The 14,461-nt window shown below is 73.1% G+C and carries 15 protein-coding genes; 2 read left to right on the forward strand and 13 right to left on the reverse strand.

Annotated features, from left to right (window positions below):
• Positions 1 to 34: 34 nt before the first annotated feature.
• The 3 genes from ACU4ZT_RS13605 to groES all read right to left on the reverse strand — a co-directional run bounded on the left by ACU4ZT_RS13605 (position 35) and on the right by groES (position 1,510).
• On the reverse strand, positions 35 to 436 hold the full coding sequence (locus ACU4ZT_RS13605; protein ID WP_445337362.1) for a hypothetical protein: 402 nt from the start codon (positions 434 to 436) through the stop codon (positions 35 to 37).
• 47 nt (positions 437 to 483) lie between these two features.
• Positions 484 to 1,035 (reverse strand): hypothetical protein, encoded by a 552-nt coding sequence (locus ACU4ZT_RS13610; RefSeq protein WP_445337363.1) that lies wholly within the window; start codon positions 1,033 to 1,035, stop codon positions 484 to 486.
• A gap of 178 nt (positions 1,036 to 1,213) precedes the next feature.
• A complete protein-coding gene (groES, locus tag ACU4ZT_RS13615; RefSeq protein WP_063070827.1) occupies positions 1,214 to 1,510 on the reverse strand; it encodes a co-chaperone GroES in 297 nt (98 codons plus the stop codon).
• Between the two features lie 145 nt (positions 1,511 to 1,655).
• On the opposite strand from groES, the gene ACU4ZT_RS13620 reads away from it, so the two are divergent.
• Positions 1,656 to 2,858, forward strand: coding sequence for a class I SAM-dependent methyltransferase (locus ACU4ZT_RS13620; RefSeq protein ID WP_445337364.1), 1,203 nt, complete (start codon positions 1,656 to 1,658; stop codon positions 2,856 to 2,858).
• Between the two features lie 83 nt (positions 2,859 to 2,941).
• Here the strand turns inward: ACU4ZT_RS13620 and ACU4ZT_RS13625 are convergent, their stop codons facing one another.
• From ACU4ZT_RS13625 to glmS, 7 genes are all read right to left on the reverse strand, one after another.
• Positions 2,942 to 3,370 (reverse strand): DUF4190 domain-containing protein, encoded by a 429-nt coding sequence (locus ACU4ZT_RS13625; RefSeq protein ID WP_063070825.1) that lies wholly within the window; start codon positions 3,368 to 3,370, stop codon positions 2,942 to 2,944.
• Between the two features lie 104 nt (positions 3,371 to 3,474).
• Positions 3,475 to 5,115 (reverse strand): tRNA (adenosine(37)-N6)-threonylcarbamoyltransferase complex transferase subunit TsaD, encoded by a 1,641-nt coding sequence (gene tsaD / locus ACU4ZT_RS13630; protein ID WP_445337365.1) that lies wholly within the window; start codon positions 5,113 to 5,115, stop codon positions 3,475 to 3,477.
• On the reverse strand, positions 5,112 to 5,729 hold the full coding sequence (tsaB, locus tag ACU4ZT_RS13635) for a tRNA (adenosine(37)-N6)-threonylcarbamoyltransferase complex dimerization subunit type 1 TsaB (protein ID WP_445337366.1): 618 nt from the start codon (positions 5,727 to 5,729) through the stop codon (positions 5,112 to 5,114). Before tsaB ends, tsaD begins: the two co-directional genes overlap by 4 nt.
• Positions 5,730 to 5,738: 9 nt before the next feature.
• Positions 5,739 to 7,478, reverse strand: a complete 1,740-nt coding sequence (gene alr / locus ACU4ZT_RS13640) for an alanine racemase (RefSeq protein WP_445337367.1) — start codon at positions 7,476 to 7,478, stop codon at positions 5,739 to 5,741.
• A complete protein-coding gene (alr, locus tag ACU4ZT_RS13645; RefSeq protein ID WP_445337368.1) occupies positions 7,475 to 8,632 on the reverse strand; it encodes an alanine racemase in 1,158 nt (385 codons plus the stop codon). Before alr (ACU4ZT_RS13645) ends, alr (ACU4ZT_RS13640) begins: the two co-directional genes overlap by 4 nt.
• Positions 8,629 to 8,988 carry a holo-ACP synthase gene (locus tag ACU4ZT_RS13650; RefSeq protein WP_063070820.1) on the reverse strand — a complete coding sequence of 120 codons (360 nt, stop codon included), beginning with the start codon at positions 8,986 to 8,988 and terminating at the stop codon, positions 8,629 to 8,631. Before ACU4ZT_RS13650 ends, alr (ACU4ZT_RS13645) begins: the two co-directional genes overlap by 4 nt.
• Positions 8,989 to 8,998: 10 nt before the next feature.
• On the reverse strand, positions 8,999 to 10,849 hold the full coding sequence (gene glmS, locus ACU4ZT_RS13655; RefSeq protein WP_445337369.1) for a glutamine--fructose-6-phosphate transaminase (isomerizing): 1,851 nt from the start codon (positions 10,847 to 10,849) through the stop codon (positions 8,999 to 9,001).
• Between the two features lie 107 nt (positions 10,850 to 10,956).
• Here glmS and coaA point away from each other — a divergent pair, with 107 nt between their 5' ends.
• Positions 10,957 to 11,916, forward strand: a complete 960-nt coding sequence (coaA, locus tag ACU4ZT_RS13660; protein WP_063070861.1) for a type I pantothenate kinase — start codon at positions 10,957 to 10,959, stop codon at positions 11,914 to 11,916.
• Positions 11,917 to 11,967: 51 nt separating this feature from the next.
• On the opposite strand, the gene glmM is transcribed toward coaA, so the two are convergent.
• Genes glmM through rplM form a run of 3 tightly spaced genes read right to left on the reverse strand, consistent with a single transcriptional unit; the run spans position 11,968 to position 14,323 of the window.
• Positions 11,968 to 13,317 carry a phosphoglucosamine mutase gene (glmM, locus tag ACU4ZT_RS13665; protein WP_414763998.1) on the reverse strand — a complete coding sequence of 450 codons (1,350 nt, stop codon included), beginning with the start codon at positions 13,315 to 13,317 and terminating at the stop codon, positions 11,968 to 11,970.
• A gap of 23 nt (positions 13,318 to 13,340) precedes the next feature.
• Positions 13,341 to 13,826 (reverse strand): 30S ribosomal protein S9, encoded by a 486-nt coding sequence (rpsI, locus tag ACU4ZT_RS13670; RefSeq protein ID WP_043668864.1) that lies wholly within the window; start codon positions 13,824 to 13,826, stop codon positions 13,341 to 13,343.
• 50 nt (positions 13,827 to 13,876) lie between these two features.
• The gene (gene rplM / locus ACU4ZT_RS13675) at positions 13,877 to 14,323 is read right to left on the reverse strand and encodes a 50S ribosomal protein L13 (protein WP_063070817.1); all 447 of its coding nucleotides are present in this window, start codon (positions 14,321 to 14,323) and stop codon (positions 13,877 to 13,879) included.
• Positions 14,324 to 14,461 lie beyond the last annotated feature (138 nt).

Below are 14,461 nucleotides of genomic sequence, written 5' to 3' on the forward strand. Positions count from 1 at the left end.
TGCCAGCGCATGTCACGTCGATCGCCGGGGCCGTTCAGGGCCGATCGACCGGGTCCTCACCGTTCCGATCAGAGTCCATGTCCATCCGCGCTCGGTACCACGCAGGGAGCAGGACCCTCGGGACCCCGATCATCGACATGGCACCCACCACGCCGATGCCCAGCCCGAGGTACAGGAAGACCGAGCTGAGGAAGGGTGGGAGCACTCTGCCGGCGGATACGGCGAGGGCTCCCACTCCCATGACACCGATTCCCAAAGGATAGGTATATCGGTTCCTCGACCACGCACGCCACAGCCCGGTGTACGCGACCGCCCCGATCGCCACCATCACCACACCGACGAGGAAGGACTCGACGTAGATCGAAGCAGACGTGTCGCCGCTCGGGGCACCTCCCGCGACGACGAGGGCGTGGACTACTCCTGCGGCCGACCGCATCACGACAGCGTCCGTGAGCAGACGATCTCCTCCACGTCAGCCTCGGCTCAGTCCGCCGAGCCGAACGTCCGGCTGACCGCGTCATTGACAGCGGTCTCGTCTTTCCCGGACGCGCCGCCCTGAGCGGCCGGTCCAGCCCCCGCTTGCGTCGGCGACGGGCTGCCCGCCGAGATCGGGTAGCGACGATCGCTCGACGTGCTTCCGTCCAGCCCCTTCGCGGCCCGGTACCACCGAGGCAGGAGCGCACGAGGCATCCACATGGCGCTGCACACCGCGAGGATCTCCACGAAGATCCCGAGGTAGATGACGGGCAAGCGAGCGGCTGGCGGGAAGAGGATGAAAGCACCGATGATCAGAAGACCCACGCCCAGCCAGCCGATCGCCAAGGGCAAGTACGGGAAGTAGAACATGGTGACGATGGGGCGCTTCATGCGGGCCCACCATCGCCACACACCGGAATACGCCAGAGCACCCACTCCGAGGAAGACCAGGCCCATGAGGGCCGCGGTGACAGCGGAGGCCAGCAGGCTGCGGCTCGCTGAGTCGTCGGAGGCGAGGGCGAGTAGAGCGGAGGCGGCGAGGATCGGGACGGCATGCACTCGACGAGTGTCACAGATCCCAGGCACCCGGTCGGTGTTCCCCCACAGCTGCGGGATCCCATTGAGGGCATCGGCGTGCGACCGTCGGCCCCGCACGCACAGGAGCCCGGCCGAACGTGTCGGCCGGGCTCTCGCGTGGTGCGATGGTGCGTGGTGCGGTGTCGCTGCGTGCGGAGCGTCAGCGCTCGATGACGGCGAGCACGTCGCGCGCGGAGAGGACGAGGAGGTCCTTGCCGTCGTACTTGACCTCGGTGCCGCCGTACTTGGAGTAGATGACCTTGTCGCCGACGGCGACGTCGAGGGGGACGCGGTTGCCGTTGTCGTCGATGCGGCCGGGGCCCACGGCCACGACCTCGCCCTCCTGGGGCTTCTCCTTGGCGGTGTCGGGGATGACCAGACCAGACGCGGTGGTCTGCTCGGCTTCGACCTGCTGGATGACGATGCGATCCTCGAGCGGCTTGATGGAGACCGACACGGTTGACCTCTTCCTTCGTGACTAAGGGACAAGACTTCATTGGCAATCTCCGGGGGAGAGTGCCAGGTGAGATTCTACGGGCCGCGCTTGCACTCGCGCAACGCGAGTGCCAATCGGTGGGGAGCGGCCCCGATACGGTGGGCGGATGGATCAGACCGACCTCCGCGAGGTCCTCTCCCTCGAGGGGCTCCGCCTGCTCGACTCCCTGCCCGAGCCTCAGCCCGGCGATGACGCCGTGCGGATCGTGAGCGCCCTGCGCGCCGAGGGCCACTCCCCCGAGCGGGTGCGCGCGGTGCTCACGCAGTCCCGCCTGCGCGCGAAGGCGCGGGGGAAGTTCGGCGACTTCGCCGAGCGCATGCTGTTCACGGAGGCCGGGCTCGAGCAGGCCACCCGGCTGCCGGTCGCCGCGCAGCACGCGGGCCGCTTCCAGCAGGCCGGCGTCGCGCACGTCGCCGACCTCGGCTGCGGGATCGGCGGGGACGCGATGGCGATGGCGGCCATCGGGATCCGCGTCACGGCGGTCGAGCGCGACGAGGTGACCGCGGCGATCGCCGGCTGGAACCTCGCGCCGTTCCCCGAGGCGGTCGTCGAGCAGGGCACGGCCGAGGCGTTCGACGTGGGTCGCGTGGACGGCGTCTACCTCGATCCGGCGCGGCGCACGGAGGGGCACTCGTCGACGCGGCGCATCTCGGATCCGGACGCCTACTCCCCCACGCTCGCCGCCGCGTTCGAGCGGGCGGCGGGGCGCGCCGCCGGCATCAAGCTCGGCCCGGGCCTCGACCGCGACCTCATCCCCGCGGAGGCGGAGGCGCAGTGGGTGTCGGTCGACGGGCAGGCCGTGGAGATGGGCCTGTGGTTCGGGCCGACGCGGCGCGACGGCGTGCGACGGGCGGCGCTCGTGATCAGCGGCGGGTCGCACGCGGAGCTCACCGCGGCGGCCGACAGCGCGGACGCGGAGCTCGGCGAGCTCGGCGAGCACCTGTACGAGCCGGACGGCGCCGTGATCCGCGCGCGCCTCATCGGCGACCTCGCGCGCTCGCTCGACGGGCGGATGGTGGGCGAGGGCATCGCCTGGATCACCGCGGACCGGGAGCAGGCGACGCCGTTCGCGCGCGGCTTCCGGGTGCGCGAGGTGCTCCCGCTCGACGAGCAGCGGCTGAAGCGCGAGCTGCGGGCGCGCGGCATCGGGACGCTCGAGATCAAGAAGCGCGGAGTCGACGTGGATCCGGCGCGGCTGCGGACGCGACTCCAGCTGAAGGGCGACGCGTCGGCGACGCTCATCGCGACGCGCGTGGGCGGGCGGCGCGTGGCGATCCTCGCGGACCGGCACGGGGTGCACGCGGGCTGACGCCCGACCGCCGGGCCGCTGCCCGGACACGACGACGCGGCCGCCCCGAGGGGACGGCCGCGCGTGTGATGCGGTGGTGCGTGCTAGCGCCCGGACGGCATCGGGATCGGCGTGCCGTTGATCTGGCCGGTGCTGATGGCGTTGAGGACCACGAGCGCGAAGATGCCGATCAGCACGCTGACCAGCACGCCGACGATGCCGAGGATGAGGCCGGTGAGCCAGAAGCCCTTGGTGCCGGGGTTGCGCTTGCGCGCGAGGACGCCCGTGACGATCGCCGCGATGCCCACGAAGAACGTGAGGAACCAAAGGGGGATCGAGAGCACCAGCGACACGATGCCGAGCACCAGCGACGTGATGGCGAGGCCCTTCTTGGGCGCACCGCCCTGGCCGGGCTGGTAGGGGGCCGCGTAGGGCGAGCCGGATCCGGCCGCGGGCGCCGCCGGGTAGGAGGGCTGGCTCGGTGCGGGCGGGAAGTCGTCGGAGGAGCGGTCCGGATTCTGCGGATCGGTCATGGTGGTTCCTTTCGTCCCTGGGAACATACCGTGTTCCGGGCCCGGCGCGAGAGGACGCGCGCAATGGATGCAATGCGCACGGCGCGTCGCTGCAGTGCGCCGGCTCAGCCGACCTGCACGACGGTGACGGGGAGCGTGGAGTCGGCGCCGAACGCGAGGCCGGACGGCGCACGCCCGGAGGTGACGAGGCGGGCGCCGAGGGCCGCGATCATCGCGCCGTTGTCGGTGCAGAGGGACAGCGGCGGGATCCGCAGCTCGATGCCCGCGGCCGCGCACCGCTCCGCCGCGAGCTCCCGCACGCGCGCGTTCGCGACGACGCCGCCGCCCAGCAGCAGGCGCGGGATCCCGTGGTCGACGCACGCGGCGACGGCCTTCGTGAGCAGCACGTCGACCACGGCCTCGCGGAAGCTCGCGGCGACGTCGGCGACCGGCACGGGCTCGCCCGCGTCCTGGCGCTTCTCGACCCAGCGGGCGACCGCGGTCTTGAGACCGGAGAACGAGAAGTCGTAGCGGTGGCGCTCCATGTCCTTGGGGAGGGAGAGGCCACGGGGGAAGCGGATCGCCCTCGGGTCGCCGTCGGCCGCGACCCGGTCGATGTGCGGGCCGCCGGGGTACGGCAGGCCGAGGACGCGGGCGACCTTGTCGAACGCCTCGCCCGCGGCGTCGTCGATGGTCTCGCCGAGGAGCTCGACGTCGTCGACCAGGTCGCGCACGAGCAGCAGCGAGGTGTGTCCGCCGGAGACGAGGAGCGCGATGGACGGGGTCTCGAGCGGGCGGCCGGATCCGCCGTCGAGGCTGAGCAGGTCGGCGCCGACGTGGCCGACGAGGTGGTTGACGCCGTGCAGCGGGATGTCGAGGGCCACGGCGAGCGCCTTCGCCGCGCCGACGCCCACCATCAGCGCGCCCGAGAGGCCGGGGCCCGCGGTGACCGCGATCGCGTCGAGCTCGCGGAGCGTGACGCCGGCGTCCTCGAGGGCCGCGTCGATGGCCGGGGTCAGCGCCTCGAGGTGCGCGCGGGCCGCGACCTCGGGCACGACACCGCCGTAGCGCGCGTGCTCGTCCATGGAGCTGGAGATGACGTTGGCGAGGAGGGTCTGGCCGCGGACGATGCCGATGCCCGTCTCGTCGCAGGAGGTCTCGATGCCGAGGACGAGGGGGCCGGCGGTCGCGTCGCACTCGTCCTCGTCGACGCAGGCGTCGTCGTCGGCTCGCGCCTCCGTGCCGACTCCGGGACCGCCCGTGGCGGAGGCCGCGGCGTCGCGGGGCTCGGCGATCGACGGCGGGGTGCCGCCGAGGGCGACGCGCATCACGACCGCGTCCACGTCGTCGGGCTGGTAGTAGTGCGGGCGGACGGCGATGGGCTCGAAGCCGAGCGAGGTGTAGAGCGCCTGGGCGACAGGGTTGTCCGCGCGCACCTCCAGCAGCACCTCGCGCGCGCCGCGGGCGTGGGCCTCGGCGACGAGGCGCGTGAGCAGTGCGCGGCCGATGCCGCGGCCCCGGGCGGACTCGGCGACGGCGATGGTCTGCACGTCGGCCGCCTGCGCCCCCCGCGGGCAGGACAAGCCGGCGTAGCCGAGGATCCCGCCGTCGGCCTCGTCGGCAGCCACGACGTACCAGCCGTGACGGGAGGTGAGCTCGCCGCGCATCGCGTCGGACGACCACGCGTCGGTGACGAACGTGGTCGTCTCCAGGTGCATGAGCGCGGCGAGGTCGTCGATGGTCGCCGGGCGGAACAGTACGGTCACGACGTGACCCGCTTCGGGCCGGTCGACACCGTGACGTCGGGCGAGCGGAGGTACAGGGCCTCGTCGGCGGCGAAGGGCAGGTCGAGCTCGTCCATGCGGCGGGCGACCTGCGCGAGGGAGGCGGCGCGGATCCCGGCGGCGTCGATGCGATGGTCGGCGGCGGGCACGTCGTCGGGCTTGCTGAGGCCGGGACCCGCGGTGCGCTCGGCGACGCCGCCGTCGACGGGGGCGCGGTAGACCGACCAGTACAGCTCCCGGCGGCGGGCGTCGGTGACGACGACGAGCGATCCGGTGGCGCCCGCCGCGTAGTGGTCGTGCGCCACGGCGTCGTGGCTGACGACCGGGATCACGCGGACGTCGAGGCCGGTCGCGAGCACGCGGGCCGCGGCGATGCCGACGCGGAGGCCCGTGAAGGGACCCGGGCCCATGCCGGCGACGACGACGCGGATGTCGCAGCGCTCGACGCCGGACGCGGAGAGGCACTCGTCGAGGAGGGTGCCGATGACCTCGGCGTGCCGCATGGTGTCGGCCTCCTGGCGCTCGGCGAGCACGCGGCCGTCGGGGTCGATCACGGCGACGCCCGTTCCGGCGGAGGTGTCGATCGCGAGGAGCACTGGATGAGTCTAGGCGCGGGGGCGCGCGCGCAGACGGCGGACCCGGACGGTGCGCGGCTCCTCGGGGGCGTCGTCGGGATCCGCGGGCTCCTCGCCGTCGTCCGCGGCGTCGTCCGCGTGGACGTCGCCGGCGCCCGTGGGCCGCGCGATGTGGAGGTCCCACCACTCCTCGGCGACGCCGTCGAGCTTGCCCTCGCCCCACTCGACCACCACGACGGAGCGCGCGAAGTCGATGTCGAGGTCGTCGAGCTCGCGGGCGTCGGCGAGGCGGTAGGCGTCGACGTGCACGAGCGGCGGCCCGTCGACGAGGCTCGGGTGCGTGCGGGCGAGCACGAACGTGGGGCTCGTGACCGGACCGCGGACGCCGAGACCCGCGCCGAGCCCCCGCGTGAAGGTGGTCTTGCCGGCGCCGAGCGGGCCGGAGAGGACGACGAGGTCGCCCGCGCCGAGCTCGCCGGCGAAGGCGCGGCCGAGCTCCTCCATCGCGTCCGGGGTGGGGACGGGGACGAGCTCGTCGGAGAGGACCTCGTCGGCGGAGGCCGCTCCGGTCGCGGCCGATGCGTCGCGCGCGTGCAGGTGGACCCGGTCCGCGCGCGGCCCGACGCGCGTCACGATCTCGTCGCCGATGGTCTCGGCCCAGCCGGCCCACTCCTCGGCCGTGGGCTCGCCGCGGTCGCCCGTGCCGAGGATCACGGCGGTGTCGCCGACCGCGACGGGCAGGTCGCCCACGTCGAGCACGAGCTGGTCCATGGCGATGCGCCCGGCGATCGGGAAGCGGCGGCCGTTCAGGAGCACCGAGGCGCGAGGGCCGGCGATGCGCGGGATCCCGTCGGCGTAGCCCAGCGGCACGAGCGCCAGCGTCGAGGGGCCGGCGGTGCGATGGTCGAGGCCGTACGAGACGCCCTGCCCCGCCTCGACGCGCTTCACGGAGACGACGTCGGCCTCGAGCGTCATCGCCGGGATCAGGCCGAGGTCGCGGCCCGAGCGGTCGTCGAACGGGGAGATGCCGTAGACGGCGATGCCGAAGCGCACCATGTCGAAGCGGGCGGCGGGCAGGCGGATCCCGGCGGAGCTCGCCGCCAGGTGCTTCTCGACCGGCCGCGCGCCCAGCTCCTCGGCCACGCGGACGGCCTCGTGGAAGCGGGCGAGCGCGGCGTCGTCGTCCTCGGGCGAGGCGTCGGCGAGGTGCGACCAGAGCGCGTGCAGCGTGAGCTCGCCCGCGGCGTCGGCGGCGACGGCCGCGCGCACGAGGTCGGGCCACATCTCGGGGGTGGCGCCGTTGCGGCTGAGCCCGGTGTCGGCCTTGAGGTGCACGCGGGCGCGGATCCCCGTGGCGCGGCCGGCCGCGGCGATGCGCTCCAGCTCCCACAGCGCCGAGACGCCGAGGTCGATGCCCTCCTCGACCGCGACGCGGAAGTCGGTGTCCACCCCGTGCAGCCAGGCGAGGAGGCGGGCGGTGATCCCGGCGCGACGCAGCTCGACCGCGGACGCGACGTCGAGCACCGCGAGGCTCTCGGCCCCGGCCTCGAGCGCGGCGCGGGCGACCTGCAGGGCGCCGTGGCCGTACGCGTCGGCCTTCACCGCGACCATCGTGCGCGCGGGCGCCGCGAGCGCGGCGAGCGTGCGGACGTTGTGGCGGATCGCATCGAGGTCGACCACGGCGCGGCGGCCGGGGGCCTGCGGGGCGGCGGGAGCGAGCGGGGCGGCAGCGGCGGGGGCGGCGTCGGCGGCGTGCGCGGATCCGGTCATGGGACGAGCCTCCGGGTCACGCGGCCGGCGACGCGCGTGACGATCTCGTAGCCGATGGTGCCGGTCGCCTCGGCCCACTCCTCCACCGAGGGGGCGCCGGTGGCCGGATCCCCGAACAGCACGGCGTCGTCGCCCACGGCCACCTGCCGCCCGTCGATCAGGCCGTCGCCCACGTCGACCACGAACTGGTCCATGGCGATCCGGCCGCTCACCCGGAAGCGGGCGCCGTGGATCGCGACGGGCGCGCGGTTGCTGGCGAGGCGCGGCACGCCGTCGGCGAAGCCGAGCGAGACGAGCGCCAGGGTCGTGGCCCGGGTGGTGCGGTAGGTGTAGCCGTAGGAGACGCCCGTGTCGGCGGGCACGCGCTTGACCGCGACGACGCTGCCGACGAGGGTCATCGCGGGCACGAGGCCGAGGTCGGCCGAAGTGACGCCGTCGAGCGGGGAGATGCCGTAGATCCCGATGCCCAGACGCACCATGTCGAACCGCGCCTCGGGCACGCGCAGGGCTCCCGCGGTGGCGGCGAGGTGGCGGATGCCGGGCTCGAGCCCCGCGGACCGCACCGCGTCGAGGGCCGCCTCGAACGCGCGCACCTGCGCGAGGTCCTCCTCGGCGCCGGCGTTGGCGAGGTGGCTGAAGACGCCGCCCAGCCGCAGCGCGCCCTCGTCGACGAGCCGCGCGACCTCCGCGACGACGCCCGGCCACTCCGCCTGCGTGACGCCGTTGCGGCCGAGCCCGGTGTCGACCTTGACGTGGATCTCGGCGGGCCGGCCGATCGCGCGCGCGGCCGCGGCGGCCTCCCGCACCTGACGGAGGCTGCTGAGGCCGAGGTCGACGCCCTGCGCGATCGCGGCGGCGAAGTCGGCGCCGGGCGCGTGCATCCAGGTGAGGATCGGCGCCTCGATGCCCGCCGCCCGCAGCGCGAGCGCCTCGCGGATGTCGACGACGCCGAGCCGGTCGGCCCCGCCCGCCAGCGCCGCGCGCGCGGACGCGACCGCGCCGTGCCCGTAGCCGTCGGCCTTGACCACGGCCATGACGAGCGGCGCGCCCGTGGTGGCGCGCAGGGTGCGGACGTTCGCGGAGATGGCGCCGGCGTCGATGCGCGCCTCGCGGCGGAGGGCCGCGGGGAGCTGGACGGTGGCCTCGTCGGTCATGCGCCCTCCCCCTCGGTCACCACGAACGCGGTCGCGAGGCCGGCGTCGTGGCTCATGCTCAGGTGGATGCGCGTCACGCCGCGCGCGGCCGCGACCTCCGCCACGGCGCCGCGCACCCGGAACGACGGATCGCCGTGGTCGTCGCGCACGACCTCCATGTCCTGCCAGCTGATGCCGCCCGGTCCGCCGAGCGCCTTGATCAGCGCCTCCTTGGCCGCGAACCGCGCCGCCAGCGAGCGCGCGGGCAGGGGGCGCTCGTCCGGCGCGAACAGGCGCGGCACGAGGCCCGGCGTGCGCTCGGCGCTCCGGGCGAAGCGCACGACGTCGACGACGTCGACGCCGATGCCCCTGATCACGCGCGGCCGGTCACTCGACGGTGACGGACTTCGCGAGGTTGCGCGGCTGGTCGACGTCGAGGCCCTTGGCCGCCGCGAGCTCCATCGCGAAGATCTGGAGCGGCGTGACCGCGAGCAGCGGCTCGAACAGCGGCGCGGCGAGCGGGATCGGGATGACCTCGTCGGCGTGCGGGAGGACGAACGCGTCACCCTGCTCGGCGATCGCGATGACCCGGGCGCCGCGCGCGCGGATCTCCTCGATGTTGGAGATGACCTTCTTGTGCAGCGCGAGCTGGTGCACCGGGCTCGGGACGATGACGAACACGGGCTGGCCCGGCTCGATGAGCGCGATGGGCCCGTGCTTGAGCTCGCCCGCGGCGAAGCCCTCCGCGTGGATGTACGCGAGCTCCTTGAGCTTCAGCGCGCCCTCGAGCGCGACGGGGAAGCCCACGTTGCGACCGAGGAAGAGGACGGCGCGCGTGTCCGCCATCCACCCGGCGAGCTGGCTGATCTTCTCGCCCTGCTCCACGACGGCCTGGAGCTTCTCGGGGACCGCGAGCAGCTCCTCGGTGTTCTCGACGATCTCGTCGGCCGACAGCGTGCCGCGGATGCGCGCGAGGTGCAGGCCGAAGAGGTAGAGCGCGGCGACCTGCGCGACGAACGCCTTGGTCGACGCGACCGCCACCTCGGGACCGGCGTGCGTGTAGACGACCGCCTCGGACTCCCGCGGGATCGTGGCGCCCTGCGTGTTGCAGATGGACAGCACGCGCGCCCCGGCCTCGCGGGCGTAGCGGACGGCGAGCAGCGTGTCCATGGTCTCGCCGGACTGGCTGATGGAGATGACGAGCGTCGTGCTGTCGAGCACCGGGTCGCGGTAGCGGAACTCGTGCGCGAGCTCCACCTCGACGGGGACGCGGGCCCACTTCTCGATGGCGTACTTGCCGAGGATGCCGGAGTACGCGGCCGTGCCGCACGCGACGATGACGATGCGCGAGATGTCGGCGAGGTCGACCTCGCCGATCGCGTCGAGGTCGGGGAGCACGACGACGCCGTCGACGATGCGGCCGCGCAGCGTGTTCGCCACGGCGTCCGGGCCCTCGCTGATCTCCTTCGCCATGAAGCTCGACCAGCCGCCCTTCTCGGATGCGGAGGCGTCCCAGGCGATCTCGAACTCGTGCGTCTCGACGAGCGCGCCGTGGAAGTCGGTGACCGTGACGGAGTCGGGTCGGATGGCGACCATCTGGTCCTGGCCGATGGCGACCGCGCGGCGCGTGAACTCCACGAAGGCCGCGACGTCGGATCCGAGGAAGTTCTCGCCCTCGCCCAGGCCGATGACGAGCGGCGAGTTGCGACGCGCGCCGACCACGAGGCCGGGCTGGTCGCGGTGCACCGCGAGGAGCGTGAACGCGCCCTCGAGGCGGCTCACGGTGTTGCGGAACGCCTGCTCGAGGTCGTGCGTGATGCCGTACTCGCGGCCGAGCAGCTGCGCGGCGACCTCGGTGTCGGTGTCGCTGTGGAACTCGTAGCCGTCCGCGAGGAGGTCGTCCTTGAGCTCCGCGAAGTTCTCGATGATGCCGTTGTGGATGAGGGCGAGCTTGCCGTCGTCGCCCAGGTGCGGGTGCGCGTTGCGGTCGGTCGGGCCGCCGTGGGTCGCCCAGCGGGTGTGGCCGATGCCGGTGGATCCGTTCGGCAGCGGCGACGCCTCGAGGTCCTCCAGGAGGCGGTCGAGCTTGCCGGCGCGCTTGCGGACGCCGAGCGTGCCGTCGGCGTCGAGGACCGCGACCCCCGCGGAGTCGTAACCCCGGTACTCGAGCCTCCGCAGCCCCCCGAGGAGCACCTCGAGGCTCTTGGACTCACCGACGTATCCCACGATTCCGCACATGGGGCACCACTTTAGTCGTCCGGATCGGGTTCCCCTGCGCGCCCGGCGCCGCGGCGCGCCCCCGCGGCCCGGACGCCGCCGGAGCCCCGCCGTAGGATGGGATCGCCATGCCAGACACCGCGACGGGACACCCGACGAGCCATGGCAACGTCTCCCCGTTCGTGGAGATCGCCCGGGCCGACTGGGCCGCCCTCGCCCCCGCCACGCACCTCCCGCTCCGGGAGACGGAGGTCGTGCAGCTGCGCGGGATCGGCGACCGGCTCGACATGCGCGAGGTCGGCGACGTCTACCTCCCGCTCAGCCGGCTGCTCAACCTCTACGTCTCCGGCACCAAGAAGCTCCACCGCGAGACGAGCGCGTTCCTCGGCGAGCGCGCCAAGAGCACGCCGTTCGTCATCGGCGTCGCGGGATCCGTGGCCGTCGGCAAGTCCACGGTCGCGCGCCTTCTGCGCGAGATGCTCGCCCGCTGGGACGACACCCCGCGCGTCGAGCTCGTGACCACCGACGGCTTCCTGCACCCGAACGCCGAGCTCGAGCGCCGCGGCCTCATGGAGAGGAAGGGCTTCCCGGAGTCGTACGACCGGCGTGCGCTGCTGCGGTTCGTCACGCAGGTGAAGAGCGGCGTCCCCGAGGTGCGCGCGCCGTTCTACTCGCACCTCGCCTACGACATCGTGCCGGGCGCCGAGGTCGTCGTGCGGCAGCCGGACGTGCTCATCATCGAGGGCCTGAACGTCCTGCAGCCGTCGGCCTCGGGCGCGAAGCTCGCCGTCAGCGACCTCTTCGACTTCTCCATCTACGTGGACGCCCGCACGCACGACATCGCGCAGTGGTACGAGGAGCGCTTCCTGAGCCTCCAACGCGGCGCCTTCAGCAACCCGCGCTCGTACTTCCACCGCTACGCCGACCTCAGCGTGGACGAGGCGGTGGCGCACGCGCGGCGGATCTGGTCGAGCATCAACGAGCCGAACCTCGAGCAGAACATCCGCCCGACCCGCTCGCGCGCGACGCTCGTGCTGCGCAAGGGCGCGGACCACTCCGTGACGAGCGTGGCGCTCCGCAAGCTCTGAGGCGGGCGCGCCCGGCCGACGGCGTCGCGGACCCCGCCGGCCGGTGGGGCGTCAGATGGCGAGGCGCTCCGTGACGAGCGCGGCGAGCTGCTGCGCGTGACGCTCGGCGGTCACCTGGTCGGCGGCCTCCACCATCACGCGGATCATCGGCTCGGTGCCCGACGCGCGCAGGAGGATGCGCCCGGTGTCGCCGAGCTCCGCCTCCGCGCGCGCGACCGCGGCGGCGAGCTCCGCGTCGTCGCCCACGCGCTCGCGGTCGACGCCGCGGACGTTGATCATCACCTGCGGGTACACGGTCATGACGGACGCGAGCTCGCGGAGGGTCTTGCCCGTGGCCGCCATCTCGCCGAGCAGCTGGATGCCCGTGAGGATGCCGTCGCCGGTCGTCGCGTGCTCCGCGATGACGAGGTGGCCCGACTGCTCGCCGCCGAGGGAGTAGCCGCCCTCGTTCATGGCCTCGAGCACGTAGCGGTCGCCCACGCGCGTCTGCAGGACGGTGACGTCGTTCTCGGCCATGGCGATGCGGAGGCCGAGGTTGCTCATGACCGTGGCCACCAGCGTGCGCTCCGCGAGCAGTCCGCGGCGGGCCATGGAGAGCGCGAGGACGGCCATGATCTGGTCGCCGTCGATGATCTGGCCGGTGTGGTCGACCGCGAGGCAGCGATCGGCGTCGCCGTCGTGCGCGATGCCCACGTCGGCGCCGTGCGCGAGGACGGCGTCCGCGAGCAGGTCGAGGTGCGTGGATCCGACCCGGTCGTTGATGTTCATGCCGTCGGGGTCGTTGCCGATGACGGTCACGCGGGCGCCCGCGTCCGTGAAGACCTCGGGGCTGATGCCCGCGGCGGCGCCGTGCGCGCAGTCGAGGACCACGTGGATCCCGTCGAGCCGGTGCTGCAGCGTGCCGAGCAGGTGGAGGACGTAGCGGTCCTCGGCGTCGGCGAAGCGGCGGATGCGGCCGACGTCGGCTCCCGTGGGGAGCAGGACGGGCTGGCTCAGCTGCGCCTCGATGCGGTCCTCGAGCTCGTCCGCGAGCTTGCGGCCGCCGGCGGCGAAGATCTTGATCCCGTTGTCGGGGGCGGGGTTGTGCGACGCGGAGATCATCACGCCGAAGTCGGCGTGGACGTCCGCGATGAGGTAGGCGGCGGCCGGCGTCGGGATGACCCCGGCGTCGAACACGTCGACGCCGGAGCTCGCGAGGCCGGCGGCCACGGCCGCCGCGATGAACTCGCCGGAGACGCGGGGATCCCGGGCGACGACCGCGGTGGGTCGTCGTCCGGAATCCCGCGTGTCCTGGCCGAGCACGTGCGCGGCGGCCTGGGCCAGGCGCAGGGCGAGGTCCGCGGTGATGGTCTCGCCGTTGGCGAGTCCGCGGACGCCGTCGGTGCCGAAGAGCCGGGGCATGGCTGCCGGTGTGCCCGAGCGCCTTAGCGCTTCGAGAACTGGGGCGCCTTGCGGGCCTTCTTGAGTCCGGCCTTCTTGCGCTCCTTGACGCGCGCGTCGCGGCTGAGGAAGCCGTTCTTCTTCAGCGTGGCGCGGTTGTTCTCCTCGTCGATCTCGTTGAGGGCCCGGGCGATGCCGAGGCGCAGCGCGCCGGCCTGGCCGGAGGGGCCGCCGCCGGAGATGCGCGCGACGACGTCGTAGCTGCCGAGCAGGTCGAGGACCTTGAACGGGTCATTCACGAGCTGCTGGTGCAGCTTGTTGGGGAAGTAGTCCGCGAACTCACGGCCGTTGACCGTGATGGAGCCGGAGCCGGGGACGAGGCGCACGCGGGCGATGGCCTGCTTGCGTCGTCCGACGGCGCCGCCGGACACGTTGAGGACCGCGCGGGGGGCCTTGGGGGCCTCCTCGTTCGGGGTCTCGGTCGAGAAGCTCTCGGGAGCCACGTCGAGGGAGTCTGAGATCTGAGCCACTGGGTTCGATTCCTTCTGAGGTCTTTGGTCGTCGCTGTCGGCAGCCGGAGCTACTGAGCGACCTGGCCGAGGGTGTACGGGGTGGGCTGCTGAGCAGCGTGGGGGTGCTCGGGGCCCGCGTAGACCTTGAGCTTCTTCAGCTGCGCCGCACCCAGCGAGTTCTTCGGCAGCATGCCGCGGATGGCCTTCTCGACCGCGCGCGTGGGGTGCTTCTCGAGCATCTCGACGTAGGTGGTGGCCGTGAGTCCGCCCGGGTAGCCGGAGTGGCGGTAGGCCAGCTTCTTCTCGAGCTTCTGGCCCGTGAGCGCCACCTTCTCGGCGTTGACGATGATCACGAAGTCGCCCATGTCCATGTGCTGGGCGAAGGTGGCCTTGTGCTTGCCGCGCAGGAGCGCGGCGGCGTGGCTGGCGAGACGGCCGAGGACGATGTCCGTGGCGTCGATGACGACCCAGTCGTGCTGGACCTCACTGGCCTTGGGGGAATAGGTGCGCGTCATTGATCTGACTGCCTTCTTTTCGAGGTGAGATGGTCGTGGATCCCGCTCCGTGGGCGTTCTGACGAGAACGCATCCGGTGGAGGGCTCAACCTTGTACGTGCCGCACGCAGACGTGCTGACAACCGGTTCAGAGTACGC

The organism is Clavibacter davisi (assembly GCF_052751415.1).

What these genes read in the sequence shown, in the direction of transcription:
- ACU4ZT_RS13605 (WP_445337362.1), bottom strand. Translation starts at nt 436, where the DNA reads ATGCGGTCGGCCGCAGGAGTAGTCCACGCCCTCGTCGTCGCGGGAGGT.
- ACU4ZT_RS13620 (WP_445337364.1), top strand. Translation starts at nt 1,656, where the DNA reads ATGGATCAGACCGACCTCCGCGAGGTCCTCTCCCTCGAGGGGCTCCGC.
- ACU4ZT_RS13625 (WP_063070825.1), bottom strand. Translation starts at nt 3,370, where the DNA reads ATGACCGATCCGCAGAATCCGGACCGCTCCTCCGACGACTTCCCGCCC.
- alr (WP_445337367.1), bottom strand. Translation starts at nt 7,478, where the DNA reads ATGACCGGATCCGCGCACGCCGCCGACGCCGCCCCCGCCGCTGCCGCC.
- alr (WP_445337368.1), bottom strand. Translation starts at nt 8,632, where the DNA reads ATGACCGACGAGGCCACCGTCCAGCTCCCCGCGGCCCTCCGCCGCGAG.
- glmS (WP_445337369.1), bottom strand. Translation starts at nt 10,849, where the DNA reads ATGTGCGGAATCGTGGGATACGTCGGTGAGTCCAAGAGCCTCGAGGTG.
- coaA (WP_063070861.1), top strand. Translation starts at nt 10,957, where the DNA reads ATGCCAGACACCGCGACGGGACACCCGACGAGCCATGGCAACGTCTCC.
- glmM (WP_414763998.1), bottom strand. Translation starts at nt 13,317, where the DNA reads ATGCCCCGGCTCTTCGGCACCGACGGCGTCCGCGGACTCGCCAACGGC.
- rplM (WP_063070817.1), bottom strand. Translation starts at nt 14,323, where the DNA reads ATGACGCGCACCTATTCCCCCAAGGCCAGTGAGGTCCAGCACGACTGG.